Below are 14,361 nucleotides of genomic sequence, written 5' to 3'. Positions count from 1 at the left end.
ATGGCCACCGCACCAGTCAATAACTGGAACGTGCCCAAGAAGACCACCGGCCTGGTGTTGTTCTGCTGCTGGCTTGCGATCCTCGCCGAAGGTTATGACGTTGGCGTTCTCGGAGCCGTCCTCCCGGCCTTGGCCGAGTATAAGGAATGGAACCTCAGCCCGCTGGCTTTGGGCGGACTGGGATCATATGCCCTGATCGGCATGCTTATCGGAGCCCTTTTCATTGGCACGCTGAGCGACCTCGTGGGGCGCAAGAAGATGCTCCTGGCTTCCATGGTCATCTTCACCCTCACCCAAGCGGGCGCCGCCTGGGCTCCGACGCCCGAACTGTTCGGCCTGTTCCGCCTCATTGGCGGCTTGGGCATGGGCGGTGTCATCCCCGTGGCCGCAGCCCTGACCATTGAGTACTCGGCCCCGAACAAGCGCTCCTACAACTACGGCCTGATGTACTCCGGCTACTCGCTGGGCATCGTGGCAGCCGCGCTGGCCGCACTGTTTGTCCTGCCAGTCGGTGGATGGCGCGCTGTGATCGCCATCGGTGCCGCACCGGTGGTCCTGCTCCCCATCATCTGGAAGTTCCTCCCGGAGTCCCTCGAATACCTGGAGTCCAAGGGGCGCAAGCCTGAGGCGAAGGCTTTGGCTGCCAAACTGCAGATTGTGGACTACCGGCCCGTGGTCCCGGTTGCCCCTTCGGGTGCGCAGGTGGCCGATCCCTGGTGGAAGACCATCACCACCATGTTCTCGCGCAAGTACCTGCGGTCCACCGTGTTCTTCTGGATCTCGCTCTTCTGTGGCCTGGTGCTGGTCTATGGCCTGAACACCTGGCTGCCGAGCATCATGAAGAAGGCCGGCTACGACCTCGGCTCGTCCCTGACGTTCCTCCTGGTCTTCAGCCTCGCGTCCGCCATCGGTGGCCTTCTCCTGGGCCGCGCCGCTGACAAGTACGGCAAGAAACTCATCCTGGTGGTCTTCTACATTCTGGGCGGCCTGGGCATCATGCTGCTGGTCTTCCCCAACACCATGGTGGTGAACCTGCTGTTCGTAGCGTTCGCCGGCGTCGGATCCATCTCCACATCGCTGGTCCTCACCGGTTACATTGCCGACTACTACCCGGCCAAGGTCCGCGGTACGGCAACAGGTTGGGCATTGAGCTTCGCCCGGCTGGGTGCCATTTCCGGTCCGTTGATCGGTGGCTGGATTGCGGGTTCCAAGCTGCCTTTCGAGGCCAACTTCGCCATCTTTGCAGGTATCGCAGTACTTGCAGCCGGTGCAGTGGCGATGATTCCGAAGCCGCAGCCCGAGGTGCCGCTCCTGGCATCCAGCGCTGATCCGGATGACGCCGCCGTCAGTGCCCGCTAAGGAGAATCGTGGGTAGGTTTCCGGAGGCGTGCGTTGAGCGCACCGTTGAATGGGTGGACACGGACGCCTCCGGACACCAGCACAATTCGGCCATCCTGCGCTGGGTGGAGGCTGCGGAAGCCGAGCTGTTCCGGAAGCTGGAGTTGCCGGACTATTTCCCCAGCGCTCCCCGCGTCCAGCAAGTCATCAATTACAAGGCCAAACTGTGGTTCGGCCAGCGCATCACCGCCATGGTGAAGATCCACGCGCTTGGCCGGACCTCGCTGACGCTCGCCTTTGAGGTGATGTCCGACGCCGGTGCGGTGGCCGCCTACGGGACGGTCACCACGGTGCACGTCCCCCACGGCACTACCTCGGCGCAGCCCTGGCCGGAGCATCTGGTCCGCGCGATCACAGGTGGGCAGGCTGGGCCTACGCCTCTACGAGCTGGCTGATGGCGAGTACTCCGCCGGCCGGATCTGCCAGAACTGCGTTCCGGAAGCCAGGGGCGTCCGTTGGCGGCATCAGCAGAGAACCGCCGAGCTCGATGACCCGATGGGAAACAGCATCGGCATCGGACACCTGAACGTTGACTGCCCAGTGGGGTGGCACTCCTGTCCCGGGGACAGCCAGTGTCGCTACGGCGACAACGTCATCCGGCAAGGTTGGGTGGGTGGCCCGCCGGGTGCTGCCAGCCAAGCGCCACAGTCCCACGTCCGTGCCGGGCTCCATGTCAAGCCGCCAACCGAAAACCGTTCCGTAGAACGTCTCCGCACCGGCCATGTCGGGCGTGTGCAGGGCACTCATCTGCCAAGCGCCGGGCGCATCGACGATTTCAGCGACGGTGGGGGCGCTGCCTTCACGCACTCCAAACGGCGCGCCACTGGGATCGGCAAACAGCGCCGTGCGCTCACCTTTGCCCCCGTTCTCAGTGCCGGTGTCCAAAGGCCCGGCCAGTATGCTTCCGCCGGCCTCGCCGATAAGAGCCGCTGAATGGTCGAGGTCCGCCACGAGGAAGTACGTGGCCCACACGCCGCGATCGAGCATTGCAGGCGCTTGCCCAACACCGGCTACGCGTCGTCCCTCGAGCCGCGCAACGCGGGAGCCCTCCGGTGATGCATCCTCGAACGTCCACCCGAACAATGAACCGTAAAAGACTTCGGCCTTTCTCACGTCAGGCTGAAGTGACTCCACCCAGCAGGGTGCTCCCACAGGGTAGGCTGGCGCATCGGTCATGGCGGGACCTCCAGGAATAAGTGCCGGGACGCCGCTCAGCCTACGCCTGCCTCCCCGGATCCCGCACCTATGATGAACTGGACTGGCGCCTGCTGTGCGGCGCGGAAATGAGGATCCTTTCGATGTTCGCCGTCCCGGCACCCCCGGTGCGCCACCAGCAGCTGCTCGTCACGATCTTCGGCCTCTACGGCCGGAACGCGGGCGATGCTTTGCCGGTTTCTGCGCTGATCTCCATGCTGGGTTCGCTCGGTTACGACGCCCCTGGCGTGAGGTCCTCAGTGTCCAGGCTCAAGGCCAAGGGTGTGCTGAAGAGTGTCCGCGAGGGCGGGATCGCCAAGTACAAAATTTCGGAGTCCGTCAGCGATGTATTCCGCGAAGGCGACCGGCGGATTTTTGCGCCCGAACAGCCTGCGCCGGTGGATACATGGGTGCTGGCCGTGTTTTCCGTGCCGGAATCCCTGCGTAATCGCAGGCACCAGTTGCGTTCCGAGCTGTCCGGACTGGGGTTTGGCTCTGTTGCCAACGGCGTCTGGATCGCGCCCGCTCACAAGCTGGACCAGGCCCGGGAGCGCCTCACAGCGAGTGGATTGATCGAGTTCGTGGACCTGTTCCGCAGTGACTACGTTTTCGACGGACCCATGCGCCCCAAGATTTCCGAATGGTGGGACCTCAAGGAACTCGATGAGCAGTTCACCGAGTTCCTCGAGCTGTACAGCGGGGCCGGGCAGCAGTGGACGGAGCGGGTTGGTGACGATCCTGACGTTGCCCTTGCCGAGTCCACTGAAGAGCTGCGGCGTGACGCTTTCCGCTACTACATTCCGATGCTCACCATGTGGCGACGGTTCCCTTACCGGGACCCGAACTTGCCCACCGATTACCTCCCGCCGGATTGGCATGGTCCAGCGGTGCGCAGGACTTTCCAGGCAGTTCATCGCTTGGCGTCGCCCCTTGCCGCCGCCCACGCCCACGAGGTCATCGCCGAGGCCCTGGATCCGGCGGCAGCCTGACTTTTCCCGGCAGTCAGTGCCCCCGGCTATTCGCTGGTGCGGCGCCCCCGGCTACTCGCTGGTGCGGGGTGCGTCGATGATGCCGAAGACTTCACCCTGCGGCGCCCGGACAACTGCCATGCGTCCCAGCGGGCTGTCGGCAACGGGCCCCAGGAGCGTGGCTCCAAGTTCCACGGCGCGGGTGGCAGTACCCTCCACGTAGTCGCTGGCGAACCACGTCATCCAGTGGTTGGGCACGTCCTCGGAAAGCTCCGTATCGTGGTGGATTCCGCCAACTTCGCGTCCGTCCAGTGGCCTTCTGATGGTGGAGTAGACCAGGCCTTCCTCAGCGACGTCCTGGTAGCTGACATCGAAGGCCTGGGCGTAAAAGGAGCGCGCCCCTGTGTAGTCGCGGGTGTGGAGCTCATTCCAACACAGCGCGCCGTGCTCATTGACGCGCTCCGCGCCAATGTGATTGCCGGCCTGCCATACTCCGAAGACTGCACCGACTGTATCCATGGCCAAAGCCATGCGGCCGGAGTCCATGACGTCGAACGGGGAGGCAATTAGCTGCCCGCCGGCCGCAACCACCTTCTTGGCCGTGGTGTCGACGTCGTCCGATGCCAGGAATGTGGTCCATACGGTGGGCATGGCAGGGTCCTGCTTGGGGCCGAGCCCAGCCACGGCACGCCCATCGACGTGCGCCAGCAGGTAATCCCCGGAGTCCTGGCCGCCGGAGACGTAGTCCCAGCCGAAGAGATCCGAGTAGAAGGCCTTCGCCGCTTGGAGATCATCGATGCCGAGGTCCACCCAGATGGGTGTTGCTGCGGGCCAGTTTGAGATTTTGGTGGACACGGGACTCCTCGGGTTCAGGGCTCTAAGGGGCAGCTGCCTCCCCGGATGCCCTATGCGCCGGGCATCTGAGAAGGCAGCCATCCATACAGTGCGCGCTGGACCGGATTCGTGACACGGTTTTGCACCAGAAATTCGAGGTGTCCCGCTATGCGAAAAGCACCCCCAAAAAAAGGACGGCGGGCAAGGCGTAAGGCGCTTGCCCGCCGTCGTGCGTTGTTGTTTAGACGGTGCGTGGCGCTTTGGCGAGGTTGTCCCGCAATTCGTCGGCGTTCTGGCGGATGACGTAGGCGGGGCGGTCGCGCTCCACGCGCCAGCTGTCCTCGAGCGGGCCGATGTTGACGGTGTCAAAGCCGAACTCGTCATACAGCCTGGTCACCAGGTCCGCGGCTTCAGGGAAGTCGCTTGACGTGGCCAGTGCGCGGCGGTTGGGGGTGCCGGCGGGCGCGCCGTCGGTGGTGATGTCCTTGGCGAAGATGTGGTTGAAGCCCTTGGCCACCTTGGAGGTGGGCAGATGCTTCTGGAGGAGCCCGGATGTGGTTGCCTCGCCGTTATCCAGTTCCGGGATGCGGCCGTCGCGCTCCCAATAGTAGTTGTTGGTGTCGATGACGATCTTGCCTTCGAGCGGCTCCGTGGGGATGCTCTGGTAGTTCTTCAAAGGAACGGTCACGACGGCGAAATCGCCCGCCGCTGCTGCCTCAGCCGCCGTGGCGGCCCGGGCACGCGGCCCAAGTTCTGCGACCAGCCCGCTGAGGGTTTCGGGGCCCCGCGAGTTGCTGATGACGACGTCGTAGCCTAGTTCGACGGCCTTTCGTGCGACCTGGCTGCCAATGTGTCCTGCACCGATGATTCCGATTGTTGTCATGCCCATGCCAACAACAAGTTGCAGACGCCTATTTCCCGCGTTACGCAATATTTCGAACGGGCCTATACTAAGTAGTCTTACTATATGGTGTGTCATCGAGGCGAGGAGGTTGGAGTGGCCGGTCATTTGGAACTGGTGGAAACCCCCGACGGAGGATTTCGCATCCTGGTGTTGGATAGCGGGGACGCATTGATGGGTCTCTCTAAACGCTACGCCTCCTTGGACGAAGCCATAGAGGGAGTAGCGGCCATGCGGGATGTTGCGGGAACAGGGCTGCTCCGCACGGGATCCGCCGAACGGTATGCGCTCCTGGTGATGGAGGAACCTGTCAACGACCCTGCGCCTGCGCCGCAGGGTGTACGGTCTCAAGCAAAGGTGGTAGGCCATGGAAGCTGATGCAGCACAGAAGAAGCGCGGAGTCCTGTTCGATGTGGACGGGACGCTCATTGATTCCAGTTACTTCCACGCCTTGGCGTGGTGGCAGGCCTTCCGGCGCGAAGGGCTGGACATCGAGATGTCCGCCATCCACCGACGCGTAGGCATGGGAGGCGACAAGCTCATCCAGAGCCTGATACCTGATTGCCCCCGGGACATGCAGGAAGACCTGAAATCAGCCCACGGCGCCGTGTTCTCAACTTTCTGGCCCACGCTGCGGGCTTTCGACTCGGCCCGCGACCTCTTGGCTGCGTGCTCCGACGCCGGGCTGGCCGTGGGGCTGGCGTCATCGGCGCAGGATCGCGACCTGGAGGTGAGCCGCCACATCCTGGACGCCGGTTCGTCCATCGACGCGTGGACGAGCTCGAACGATGCTGACGAAAGCAAGCCCGCACCGGACATCCTGGAGGCCTGCCTGGAGAAGCTCGGGCTCAACCCGGAGGATGTCGTTTTTGTTGGCGATGCCGTCTGGGACGTGAAAGCCGGTGCGGCGATCGGTGTTCCCGTCGTTGCCCTGACCTGCGGTGGAATCAGCGAGGCTGAGCTGCGCGAGGCTGGTGCCGCGGAAGTTTATGACAATCCGCGGCACCTGTTGGAGCACCTGGAATCCAGCATTATTGGAAAGCTGGCGGCGGGAACGCTGAACCCCTGATTTCGACTAGCGGTTCAGCTTCTCTGCATCGGGCTCCTGGTCGCCAATGTGGCCTGGTGCGTTGGCGGCAAGGACGCGCTGCACGAACGCGCTGTATTCCTCCATGTAGTGCCGCAACAGCCCGGCTGTACCTTGGTCCTTAACTGAACCGTCGTCGTCGTACGCGTCCGCCACGAAGCGGATATACGCCTCAGGCGCGTTCAACTGGGGCGCGTCGAGGAAGCTCAGCACGCTCCGCATGGACGACTGCATCACGGCCGTTCCAATACCACCCGGCGATGCGCCGATGATTCCTGTGGGCTTGCGGGCGAAGGAATTGGTGCCCCAGGGTCGTGAACCCCAGTCGATGGCGTTCTTCAGGGCGCCGGGGATGGAACGGTTGTATTCGGGGGAGACAAACAGGATTCCATCCGATGCCGCGATGGCGTCCTTCAGTTCCCGGCCGGCCGGTGGGAAATCTGCGTCGTAGTCCGAGCTGTAGAGAGGGAGATCCTTGATGGCGATCTCATGGAACTCCAGCTCTGGCGGCGCGACGCTGATCAGCGCCTTGGAGAGGACCCGGTTGATGGAAGTACTTGAGAGGCTTCCAACGAAATAGCCGATTTTGAACGTGTCCATAGCGGCGTTCCTTCCCGACGGCACGGCCGGAACCGGCTCGTCGACGGTGTGGTGGCTGGTTGCCCCCAGCTCCCATCGACCCTAATGGACTTGTACACATAGCGCAGCCCCCTACTCCCGCCCGGACCCCCGCGGTCATAGACTCATGCCAACTGGTTTCTGGGGAGTTCCGGAAGAGGGGTGGCGGGTGAAAGCAGGCATAGCGCGCGAGGCGCTCGACGGTGAGCGACGTGTGGCCGCGACGCCGGAAACGGTCAAGCAATTGACCGGTTTGGGACTGACGGTGGAGGTCGAGTCCGGCGCCGGGCTGGCCGCCGGCCACAGCGACGATGATTACCGGCAGGCCGGAGCCTCACTGGTTCAGTCCTTGGACCTCGGCATGCTGGATGTCTACTGCCACGTGCGCCCCATGGAACCGTCGACGGCGGGGGCTCTCCGCCCGGGTTCGGTCACCGTGGGCCTGGGGTCGCCGTCGTCGGAGTTGCCCACCGTGCGGGCACTCGCCGCCGGCGGGATCACATCCTTTGCACTGGAACTTGTCCCACGGATATCGCGCGCCCAATCCATGGACGCCCTGACCTCCCAAGCGTTGGTGGCCGGCTACCGGTGCGTTCTGGAAGCTGCCATGCGGCTGCCAAGGTTCTTCCCGCTCTACATGACGGCGGCCGGAACCATCCCGCCCGCCCGGGTGCTGGTGTTGGGGGCCGGCGTGGCCGGCCTGCAGGCGATCGGAACAGCGAAGAGGCTTGGTGCCCGGGTTTCGGCCAACGACATCCGGCCCGCTTCGGCAGACGAGGTGGCGTCCATGGGAGGAACGTTCATCAAGCTGGATCTGGAGACAGCTGAAGCATCAGGCGGGTACGCACGGGAACTGAGCGCGGACAGGGGCGCGCTGCAACGGGCACTATTGACGCCGCACGTCGCGCAGGCTGATGTCCTGATCACCACTGCCGCCGTTCCGGGGAGGCGCGCACCGCTCCTGGTGAGCCGGGAGATGGTGCAGGGCATGCGCCCGGGCTCCGTGGTGGTGGACCTGGCGGCCGAGTCCGGCGGCAATGTGGAAGGGAGCATCCCGGGGCAGGATATTCCCATCCCCACCGGCGACGGCCAGGGCGTTGTGACGTTGGTGGGGATCAAAGACCCAGCCTCGGCAATGCCGGCGGACGCGTCCCGCCTCTATGCCAAGAACGTCGCGAATTTGCTGACCCTCATGACCCGTGACGGCGTGGTGTCCCCGGACTTTGATGACGAAGTTGTGGCCGGAACCTGCCTCACCCACAATGGCGAAGTACGGCATGCGCCCACAGCGGAGGCACTCGCGGCGCTCGCTGGCGACACGGCCTTGGGGGTTGCTCCGTCCGGGCGTCCCCAGCCCGGACCTGAAGGAGTGCGCTGATGGATGGCATGAGCCTGCTGACGATCACCGTGCTGGCTGTTTTTGTGGGCTTCGAAGTTGTTTCCAAGGTTTCCAGCACCCTGCACACGCCGCTCATGTCCGGAGCGAATGCCATCCACGGCATCATTTTGGTGGGGGCCATCATCGTGGCTGGACAGGCTGCCGATCCGTGGGTGTTGGCGGTGGCCCTGTTCGCGGTGGTCCTGGCCACGGCCAACCTGGTGGGCGGGTTCGTGGTGACAGACCGCATGCTGGAGATGTTCCGCGGAAGGCAACGGCCGCCGTCGAACGTTGATGCGGTGGAACCCGGGGCTAAGGAGCGCCGCCAATGACGCTGCTCAATCCCACCTGGACGGCTCTGCTGTACCTGGCCGCGGCAGCCTGTTTCATCCTGGCCTTGAAGGGCCTGAACTCACCACGGACGGCCAGGCGGGGAAACCTCATTGGGGCATTTGGTGCGCTGCTGGCGGTGGTGACGGTGTTTGTATCCGTGAAACTGGACAACATTCCCTGGATTCTCGGGGCGATTGTGGTGGGATCGGGCGTGGCTGCCCCTGTGGCCCGTCGGGTGCACATGACGCAGATGCCCCAACTCGTTGCCCTGTTCAACGGTGTGGGCGGCGGCGCCGCTGCTCTGGTGGCGTTGCTTGAGCTGCCGCATACAGGGGACGCCTGGGTCCGTGTAGCTATCGTCTTCACTTTGCTGGTGGGGGCGGTCTCGTTCGCCGGATCTGGTGTGACTTTTGCCAAACTCCAAGGACTGATGACCACCCGCCCGGTGACGTTCCCCGGACTGCCTGCACTGATGGCCTTGGTGCTGCTGGCCGCGGTGGGAGCCGGCGTGATGGTGATCTTGAACGGTTGGCTGGAGTTGGCCTTGGTGCTTCTGGTGTTGGGCCTGGTTTCCGGCATCCTCCTGGTCCTCCCGGTGGGCGGCGCTGACGTACCGATCGTCATCTCGCTCCTGAACGCGTTCACCGGGTTGGCCGTCGCGGCGTCGGGGTTGGTGCTGGGGAATGTCCTCCTGGTGGTTGCCGGAACATTGGTGGGAGCATCCGGAACCATCCTCACGCGTGCCATGGCTGCGGCTATGGGGCGCAGCGTTGCCGGCATCATGTTCGGCGCCTTCAAGGGCGGATCCACCGCGGGTTCCACGGCCGTGAGCGAGCGGCCGGTCCGTTCGTCCAGCGCAGAGGACGTGGCGGTGCTCCTCGGCTATGCGCAGCGCGTGATCATCGTCCCGGGATACGGCCTTGCCGTCGCGCAGGGGCAGCACACCGCGGCAGAGCTCGCTTTGGCTCTGGAAGCGAGGGGGATTGACGTGGACTTCGCCATCCACCCGGTGGCAGGCCGGATGCCAGGGCACATGAACGTCCTGCTGGCCGAGGCCAATGTGCCGTACGAGTCGCTGAAGGAAATGAGCGAGATCAACTCCGAGTTCAAGACCACCGATGTTGCCCTGGTGGTGGGAGCCAATGATGTTGTCAATCCTGCCGCCAAGACAACCTCCGGCTCACCGATCTATGGGATGCCCATCCTGGAGGTGGCCGACGCCCGGCAGGTGGTGTTCCTCAAACGCTCCATGAGGCCGGGGTTTGCCGGGATTGAGAATGAGCTCCTGTACGAGCCGCAGACCACTCTCTTGTTTGGCGATGCCAAGGACTCGTTGACCAAGGTGCTGGGGGCGGTCAAGGGGCTGTAGTTGACGCCTGCGCAACAACATCCTGGGTGAACCCCTTCAGTCCGGCCGACGTCTGTCCGGGGCTTCCGGGGCGGTCCGTGATGGTCCTATGCTGGGCTGCACAAAGTGCCTATGCCGAACCGCCCCACCAGCGAGGTTGCGCCATGACCGTGAAACTCAACAACAAGGCTTTCGACCACGCGAAGCACCTGATCCGCGACGGCAAGGTGGTCAAGGACACCCGTGATGACTGGAGCGAGCATGCTCCCACCTCCAAGGATGAGAACGCGTTTCTGGAAAAGCATGGGCATGCCGAGTATTCCAAGTGGTTTCTTGGTGTGGACGACGAACACCCCGACGATCAAAAGGGCCACTACAAATTCCCGATTGGTGACTTCAAGAAAATCCACCGCTGCGGTGTTATTTCCGCCGAGAGCAGGGCCGGTCAGTATGACTACGACGATATTCGTGATGCCTTGGGGAAGCTTCTGGAAAAGGTGGACGAAAGCTGACGCGGCACCGGCTCCCGGGCCTTACACAGGGTCCGCCAGCAACCGTCCCCATTTCGGGTCAAGCAAAGGAGCGCCAGCCAGCTTCAGCGCATGCCACAGCGTGACCGCGACGGAGTCGAGCACGGGAACGCCCGTGCGTGCCTCTACCTCGGCGGTGATATTGGCGCCGTACAAATTGGTGCACAGATAGACCAAGGCATCCGGGTGCGAAGCCGCCAGTTCAAGGGAACCTGGAAGCATCTCGTCGTTGGTGACTCTGGCGAAGGACTCGTTGTCGCTGAGATCCAGATGGCGATGGTCGATAGTCTTGACTCCCTCGCGGCCGTATGAGCTAATCACGGCTTCATTCACATCCGCGGTGTAGGGCGTGAACAGCCCGATCCTCTCAGTGCCGAAGACAGCGAACGCCTCAAGGTAGGCGAGCGTGGACGTTGTAGCCGGGATTCCCGTGGCCTCGGTGATCTCGCGGACCACTGCGTGGTCATGCGCAGCGCCCAGCCACGATCCTGAGGTCCCATTCCAAGCGATCACGTCCACATTCGCCGTGGCCAACAGCTCGGCGGCGGCACGCATGACGGACGAATCGAACTGCTTGTCGGAGGAATCATCCAAGGCAATGCGGGTGACAGGAATGCGCGCTGAGTGGATGGTGACATCGTGGCGATCGCCGAGGATCCGGTAGCTCTGCGGCTCAAGGCAGGTATTGGACGACGGCACGATCATGCCAATGCGGGTGGGGCGGTTCTCTGAAGGCATGGTGGCTCCTAGGCGGTGGCAGAAGCGGCAGTGACAGACGCCGCATGAGCGGTCAGAGGTTCGGCAAGGGCATCGCGATGCTCAATGAAACCGTTCCGGGCTACGAAGCGCCCCACTGCACCGGGATCATGAAAGCCACTGTCGTCGAGGACCACCCGTCCGGCAGAGACAACCACGGCAGGCCAGCCGTTCAGCGTCTTCCCCTCGAAAGGCGAGAAATCAGTCCCCATGTGCAGCGCGCCGCCGTCGACCGTTCGCTGTGTGGCGGGATCGAAGATCACCAGGTCGGCATCGAACCCCTCCACGATTGCACCCTTGCGCGGCAGCGCGTTGATCCGTGCGGGACCGGCGGAGAACACCTCAACAAAGTCCTCCACCGAACCTCCGGATTCGGTCACCAAGGCCGTGAAGGCCACAGGCATGCGGGTCTCCACGCCGGGCAGCCCGTGCGGCATGTACCGGACGTCGTCTGTGCGCTCACGTTTCTGCGAGAGGTCATAGCAGGAGTGGTCCGAAGAGACCGTGTGGATCGCTCCGGCAGCGAGGCGCTCCTTCAGCGCGGCCACCGTTTCGGGGCTGCGCATGGGCGGGCAGCAGGCGTACCACTCCGGGAATGCAGAACCGTAGACGGTGTCATCCAAGGTCAGGTAGTGCGGGCATGTCTCGGAGTAGGCCTCCTGTCCGCGCTCGCGGGCCTCGGTCACCAGATCCACGGCACCGGGCGTTGACTGATGCACAAAGTACACGGGCGCTCCGGTGTACTCGGCCATGGCCAGGGTCTCCTGGACGGAGACCTCCTCGGCGAGTTCGGGCCGGGTACGGTGCAGGTGCTCAATGCCGATGCGGCCATCAGAAGCGTGCTGTTCGGTGCAGTCGGTAATGATGGCATCGTGCTCGGCATGGATGTATGTGAGGCCGTCCAGACGCACCATTTCCCGCATGACCTTCAGGACGGTGTCCCCATCGGCCATGGTGGAGCCGCGGTTGGTGGTGTACATCTTTACCGAACGGACGCCCTCTGCAGCGAGCTGCTCCAACTGCCACGGCACGGTCTCGTCCCAGCTGACCACTGATCCGTGCAGGGCAACGTCGCAGCGCGACTCGGTGGCCAGGCGCTTCTTGTTCAGCACAGCGTCGAGCGGAGTTTCCTGGGCGTCGCGCGGAATTCCGAAGTCGATGATGGTGGTGGTGCCACCCCACAGAGCGGCTGTTGAGGTGGTCCGGTAGTCATCCAGCGTGCGGAAGCGGCCGGTCACCTGCGCCACGTGGCAGTGGCCATCCACGCCTCCGGGGATGACCAGCTTGCCGGACGCGTCCACGGTTTTGACGGCGGCGGGGACAGCCTCAGCGGCGTCGACGATCCGGGTGATCCGGCCTCCGTCCAGCACCACGTGGGCTGGCTGCCGGCCGAAGCTGTTGACCACGGTTCCGTGGGCAATGACGAGATCTGGGAGTTGGGACATCGTTGTCCTCCTTTTGTTCTTGAAGGTTTCTAGACAGTGGCAGGGCGGTGAGCCGACTGCGCGACGGCCAAAGCGGCGTCGAGGTTATCCGACAGGCCCCGGCGGGCCTTGACAGGGGGAGCGGCGAACGAGCCACTGCGATGGGTTCCCGAGCGGAGTGCCACCACGGCTTCGGTCATGCGGATGCCGGCCGATATGCCGTCCACAACAGGCACGGGGATCTGTCCTTCCAGCTCGCGGGCAAGTCCGGCCAATGGGGCGCCTGCCAGGATGACGACGTTGGCGCCGTCCTCCTCGACGGCCCTACGGCTGAGCGCCAAAAGGGTTTCCCGGAAGTCAGCCTGTACTGAGCCGACGGAGTTCAGGCTCTGGTTAATGGAGCGGATGGAAGCCAGCCGGCCGCCAAAACCGAACCGCTCAACGCAGTCCAGGTACCAGGCTTGGATACGGTCCGAGATGGCGATGATGGAGAAGCGGTGGCCTTGCAGTGCTGCTGCGCACAGGGCCGCTTCAGTGATGCCGATGACCGGAACACCGACCAGCTCTTTCAGAGCAGGCATGCCAGGATCCCCGAACGCAGCCACGATGACGCCGTCCACCGGGCCACCGCCAGCGGCGGCGTCGTGCGGGAGTCCGGTGGCGTCGTCGTGAGCGTACTCGGCGATCAGTTCTGCGACCGCACCCGCGGCGATAAGGGACTCGAAGCGCGTTTCGATGTACTCGACGCCGTGTGCAGCAGTCCGGACGATCAGTTCGGTATCCGGTCCTGCAGACCTTTGGGCTTCGGCCTGGATCAGAGCGGTGACGTCGTCACTGATGTTGGGGTTGATGACCAGGAGTTTCATGGTTTCTTCCGTTGCAGCTTGGGCTCGGTTGCGCTGGAATCCTGCGGGAACTGTTCGCGGTATTTGCCGATGTGCGACGCCGATTGGGCGGCTGCGCGGTCCGGATCGCCGCTGGCGATGGCGGCGTAGAGGTCGCGGTGTTCCCGGATGAGTTCCGGGAGGTCGCTGACGTGGCGGAAAAGCCAGTGCATGCGTCCCTGCAGGGGTTCCAGTGCGGAGCGGAGAAAGTCGTTGTTGGCGATGCGCGTGATGGCATCGTGGAATTCGCTGTTGGCGCGGTGCGCTTCCAGGATGGAGCCTTTGGCCAGGCAGCGATCGGCCTCGTCCAAGAGGCCTTGGAGATACTCGAGGTCACCCGGGGTGGCTCGTTTGGAGGCCAGCCGGCAAGCCAGGACCTCAAGGGATTGGCGGACATCGAACAGATCTTCCACGTCCTTGGGGCTCAGCCCGCTGACTTCAGAGCCGCGCCCGGCACGGTCCCTGATCAGTCCTTCCTGACGGAGCATGCGGAGTGCTTCGCGGATGGGAAGGCGGGAGACGTTGAATTCTGCGGCGAGATCGCGTTCCACCAACCGGGTGCCGGGCGCATAGTGCCCCTCGAAAATCCTTGAACGGAGCGTGTCACGCACTGACTCCCGGAGGGGGCGGTCAGCGTTCTTCGTGTCTTCTGCGGCTAGCATGTACAGCTCCATTTCGTGATGTGTGAGGCAGTGCGCCCGGCCACCC

General features: G+C 63.8%; 17 protein-coding genes. 9 read left to right on the top strand and 8 right to left on the bottom strand.

Annotation, left to right across the window (positions count from 1 at the left end; translation table 11 throughout):
* Together BMY91_RS11065 and BMY91_RS11060 are read left to right on the top strand one after the other, a co-directional pair.
* A complete protein-coding gene (locus tag BMY91_RS11065) occupies positions 1 to 1,359 on the top strand; it encodes an MFS transporter (RefSeq protein WP_090821844.1) in 1,359 nt (452 codons plus the stop codon).
* Between the two features lie 8 nt (positions 1,360 to 1,367).
* Entirely contained in the window at positions 1,368 to 1,793 is a 426-nt protein-coding gene (locus BMY91_RS11060; protein WP_090821842.1) for an acyl-CoA thioesterase, read from the top strand.
* On the opposite strand, the gene BMY91_RS11055 is transcribed toward BMY91_RS11060, so the two are convergent.
* Positions 1,771 to 2,574 (bottom strand): VOC family protein, encoded by an 804-nt coding sequence (locus BMY91_RS11055; protein WP_090821840.1) that lies wholly within the window; start codon positions 2,572 to 2,574, stop codon positions 1,771 to 1,773. The genes BMY91_RS11060 and BMY91_RS11055 overlap by 23 nt on opposite strands.
* 20 nt (positions 2,575 to 2,594) lie before the next feature.
* Between BMY91_RS11055 and BMY91_RS11050 the strand changes: the two genes are divergently transcribed.
* The gene (locus BMY91_RS11050) at positions 2,595 to 3,581 is read left to right on the top strand and encodes a PaaX family transcriptional regulator (protein ID WP_256212698.1); all 987 of its coding nucleotides are present in this window, start codon (positions 2,595 to 2,597) and stop codon (positions 3,579 to 3,581) included.
* A 51-nt stretch (positions 3,582 to 3,632) separates the two neighbouring features.
* Here BMY91_RS11050 and BMY91_RS11045 read toward each other — a convergent pair whose 3' ends face one another.
* Together BMY91_RS11045 and BMY91_RS11040 are read right to left on the bottom strand one after the other, a co-directional pair.
* On the bottom strand, positions 3,633 to 4,415 hold the full coding sequence (locus BMY91_RS11045) for a VOC family protein (protein ID WP_177179899.1): 783 nt from the start codon (positions 4,413 to 4,415) through the stop codon (positions 3,633 to 3,635).
* A 220-nt stretch (positions 4,416 to 4,635) separates the two neighbouring features.
* The gene (locus BMY91_RS11040; RefSeq protein ID WP_090821838.1) at positions 4,636 to 5,277 is read right to left on the bottom strand and encodes an NADPH-dependent F420 reductase; all 642 of its coding nucleotides are present in this window, start codon (positions 5,275 to 5,277) and stop codon (positions 4,636 to 4,638) included.
* A 114-nt stretch (positions 5,278 to 5,391) separates the two neighbouring features.
* Between BMY91_RS11040 and BMY91_RS11035 the strand changes: the two genes are divergently transcribed.
* Positions 5,392 to 5,673 (top strand): hypothetical protein, encoded by a 282-nt coding sequence (locus BMY91_RS11035; RefSeq protein ID WP_254779876.1) that lies wholly within the window; start codon positions 5,392 to 5,394, stop codon positions 5,671 to 5,673.
* Positions 5,663 to 6,364, top strand: coding sequence for an HAD family hydrolase (locus BMY91_RS11030; RefSeq protein ID WP_090821836.1), 702 nt, complete (start codon positions 5,663 to 5,665; stop codon positions 6,362 to 6,364). The genes BMY91_RS11035 and BMY91_RS11030 overlap by 11 nt, the downstream gene beginning before the upstream one ends.
* Before the next feature lie 6 nt (positions 6,365 to 6,370).
* Here the strand turns inward: BMY91_RS11030 and BMY91_RS11025 are convergent, their stop codons facing one another.
* The gene (locus tag BMY91_RS11025) at positions 6,371 to 6,982 is read right to left on the bottom strand and encodes an NADPH-dependent FMN reductase (RefSeq protein ID WP_090821834.1); all 612 of its coding nucleotides are present in this window, start codon (positions 6,980 to 6,982) and stop codon (positions 6,371 to 6,373) included.
* Positions 6,983 to 7,169: 187 nt separating this feature from the next.
* On the opposite strand from BMY91_RS11025, the gene BMY91_RS11020 reads away from it, so the two are divergent.
* The 4 genes from BMY91_RS11020 to BMY91_RS11005 all read left to right on the top strand — a co-directional run bounded on the left by BMY91_RS11020 (position 7,170) and on the right by BMY91_RS11005 (position 10,571).
* On the top strand, positions 7,170 to 8,378 hold the full coding sequence (locus BMY91_RS11020) for a Re/Si-specific NAD(P)(+) transhydrogenase subunit alpha (protein ID WP_090821832.1): 1,209 nt from the start codon (positions 7,170 to 7,172) through the stop codon (positions 8,376 to 8,378).
* Positions 8,378 to 8,710 carry an NAD(P) transhydrogenase subunit alpha part 2 gene (locus BMY91_RS11015; RefSeq protein ID WP_090821829.1) on the top strand — a complete coding sequence of 111 codons (333 nt, stop codon included), beginning with the start codon at positions 8,378 to 8,380 and terminating at the stop codon, positions 8,708 to 8,710. Before BMY91_RS11020 ends, BMY91_RS11015 begins: the two co-directional genes overlap by 1 nt.
* Positions 8,707 to 10,080 (top strand): NAD(P)(+) transhydrogenase (Re/Si-specific) subunit beta, encoded by a 1,374-nt coding sequence (locus tag BMY91_RS11010; protein ID WP_090821827.1) that lies wholly within the window; start codon positions 8,707 to 8,709, stop codon positions 10,078 to 10,080. Before BMY91_RS11015 ends, BMY91_RS11010 begins: the two co-directional genes overlap by 4 nt.
* Positions 10,081 to 10,223: 143 nt before the next feature.
* Entirely contained in the window at positions 10,224 to 10,571 is a 348-nt protein-coding gene (locus tag BMY91_RS11005) for a hypothetical protein (protein ID WP_090821825.1), read from the top strand.
* Positions 10,572 to 10,592: 21 nt separating this feature from the next.
* On the opposite strand, the gene BMY91_RS11000 is transcribed toward BMY91_RS11005, so the two are convergent.
* The 4 genes from BMY91_RS11000 to BMY91_RS10985 are packed head-to-tail and all read right to left on the bottom strand — an operon-like array spanning position 10,593 to position 14,315.
* Positions 10,593 to 11,327: a maleate cis-trans isomerase family protein gene (locus BMY91_RS11000; protein ID WP_090821823.1), complete on the bottom strand. Its 735-nt coding sequence runs from the start codon at positions 11,325 to 11,327 to the stop codon at positions 10,593 to 10,595.
* Between the two features lie 8 nt (positions 11,328 to 11,335).
* Positions 11,336 to 12,790, bottom strand: a complete 1,455-nt coding sequence (locus BMY91_RS10995; RefSeq protein WP_090821821.1) for an amidohydrolase family protein — start codon at positions 12,788 to 12,790, stop codon at positions 11,336 to 11,338.
* Positions 12,791 to 12,819: 29 nt separating this feature from the next.
* On the bottom strand, positions 12,820 to 13,635 hold the full coding sequence (locus BMY91_RS10990; RefSeq protein WP_090821819.1) for an aspartate/glutamate racemase family protein: 816 nt from the start codon (positions 13,633 to 13,635) through the stop codon (positions 12,820 to 12,822).
* The gene (locus BMY91_RS10985) at positions 13,632 to 14,315 is read right to left on the bottom strand and encodes a GntR family transcriptional regulator (RefSeq protein ID WP_090821817.1); all 684 of its coding nucleotides are present in this window, start codon (positions 14,313 to 14,315) and stop codon (positions 13,632 to 13,634) included. The genes BMY91_RS10990 and BMY91_RS10985 overlap by 4 nt, the downstream gene beginning before the upstream one ends.
* Positions 14,316 to 14,361 lie beyond the last annotated feature (46 nt).

The sequence above is a fragment of the Arthrobacter sp. yr096 genome (assembly GCF_900108925.1).
In the GTDB taxonomy this organism is placed as follows: Bacteria; Actinomycetota; Actinomycetes; order Actinomycetales; family Micrococcaceae; genus Arthrobacter.
Note: the sequence above shows the minus strand (reverse complement) of the source record. Positions and strands in the feature narration are given on the sequence as shown.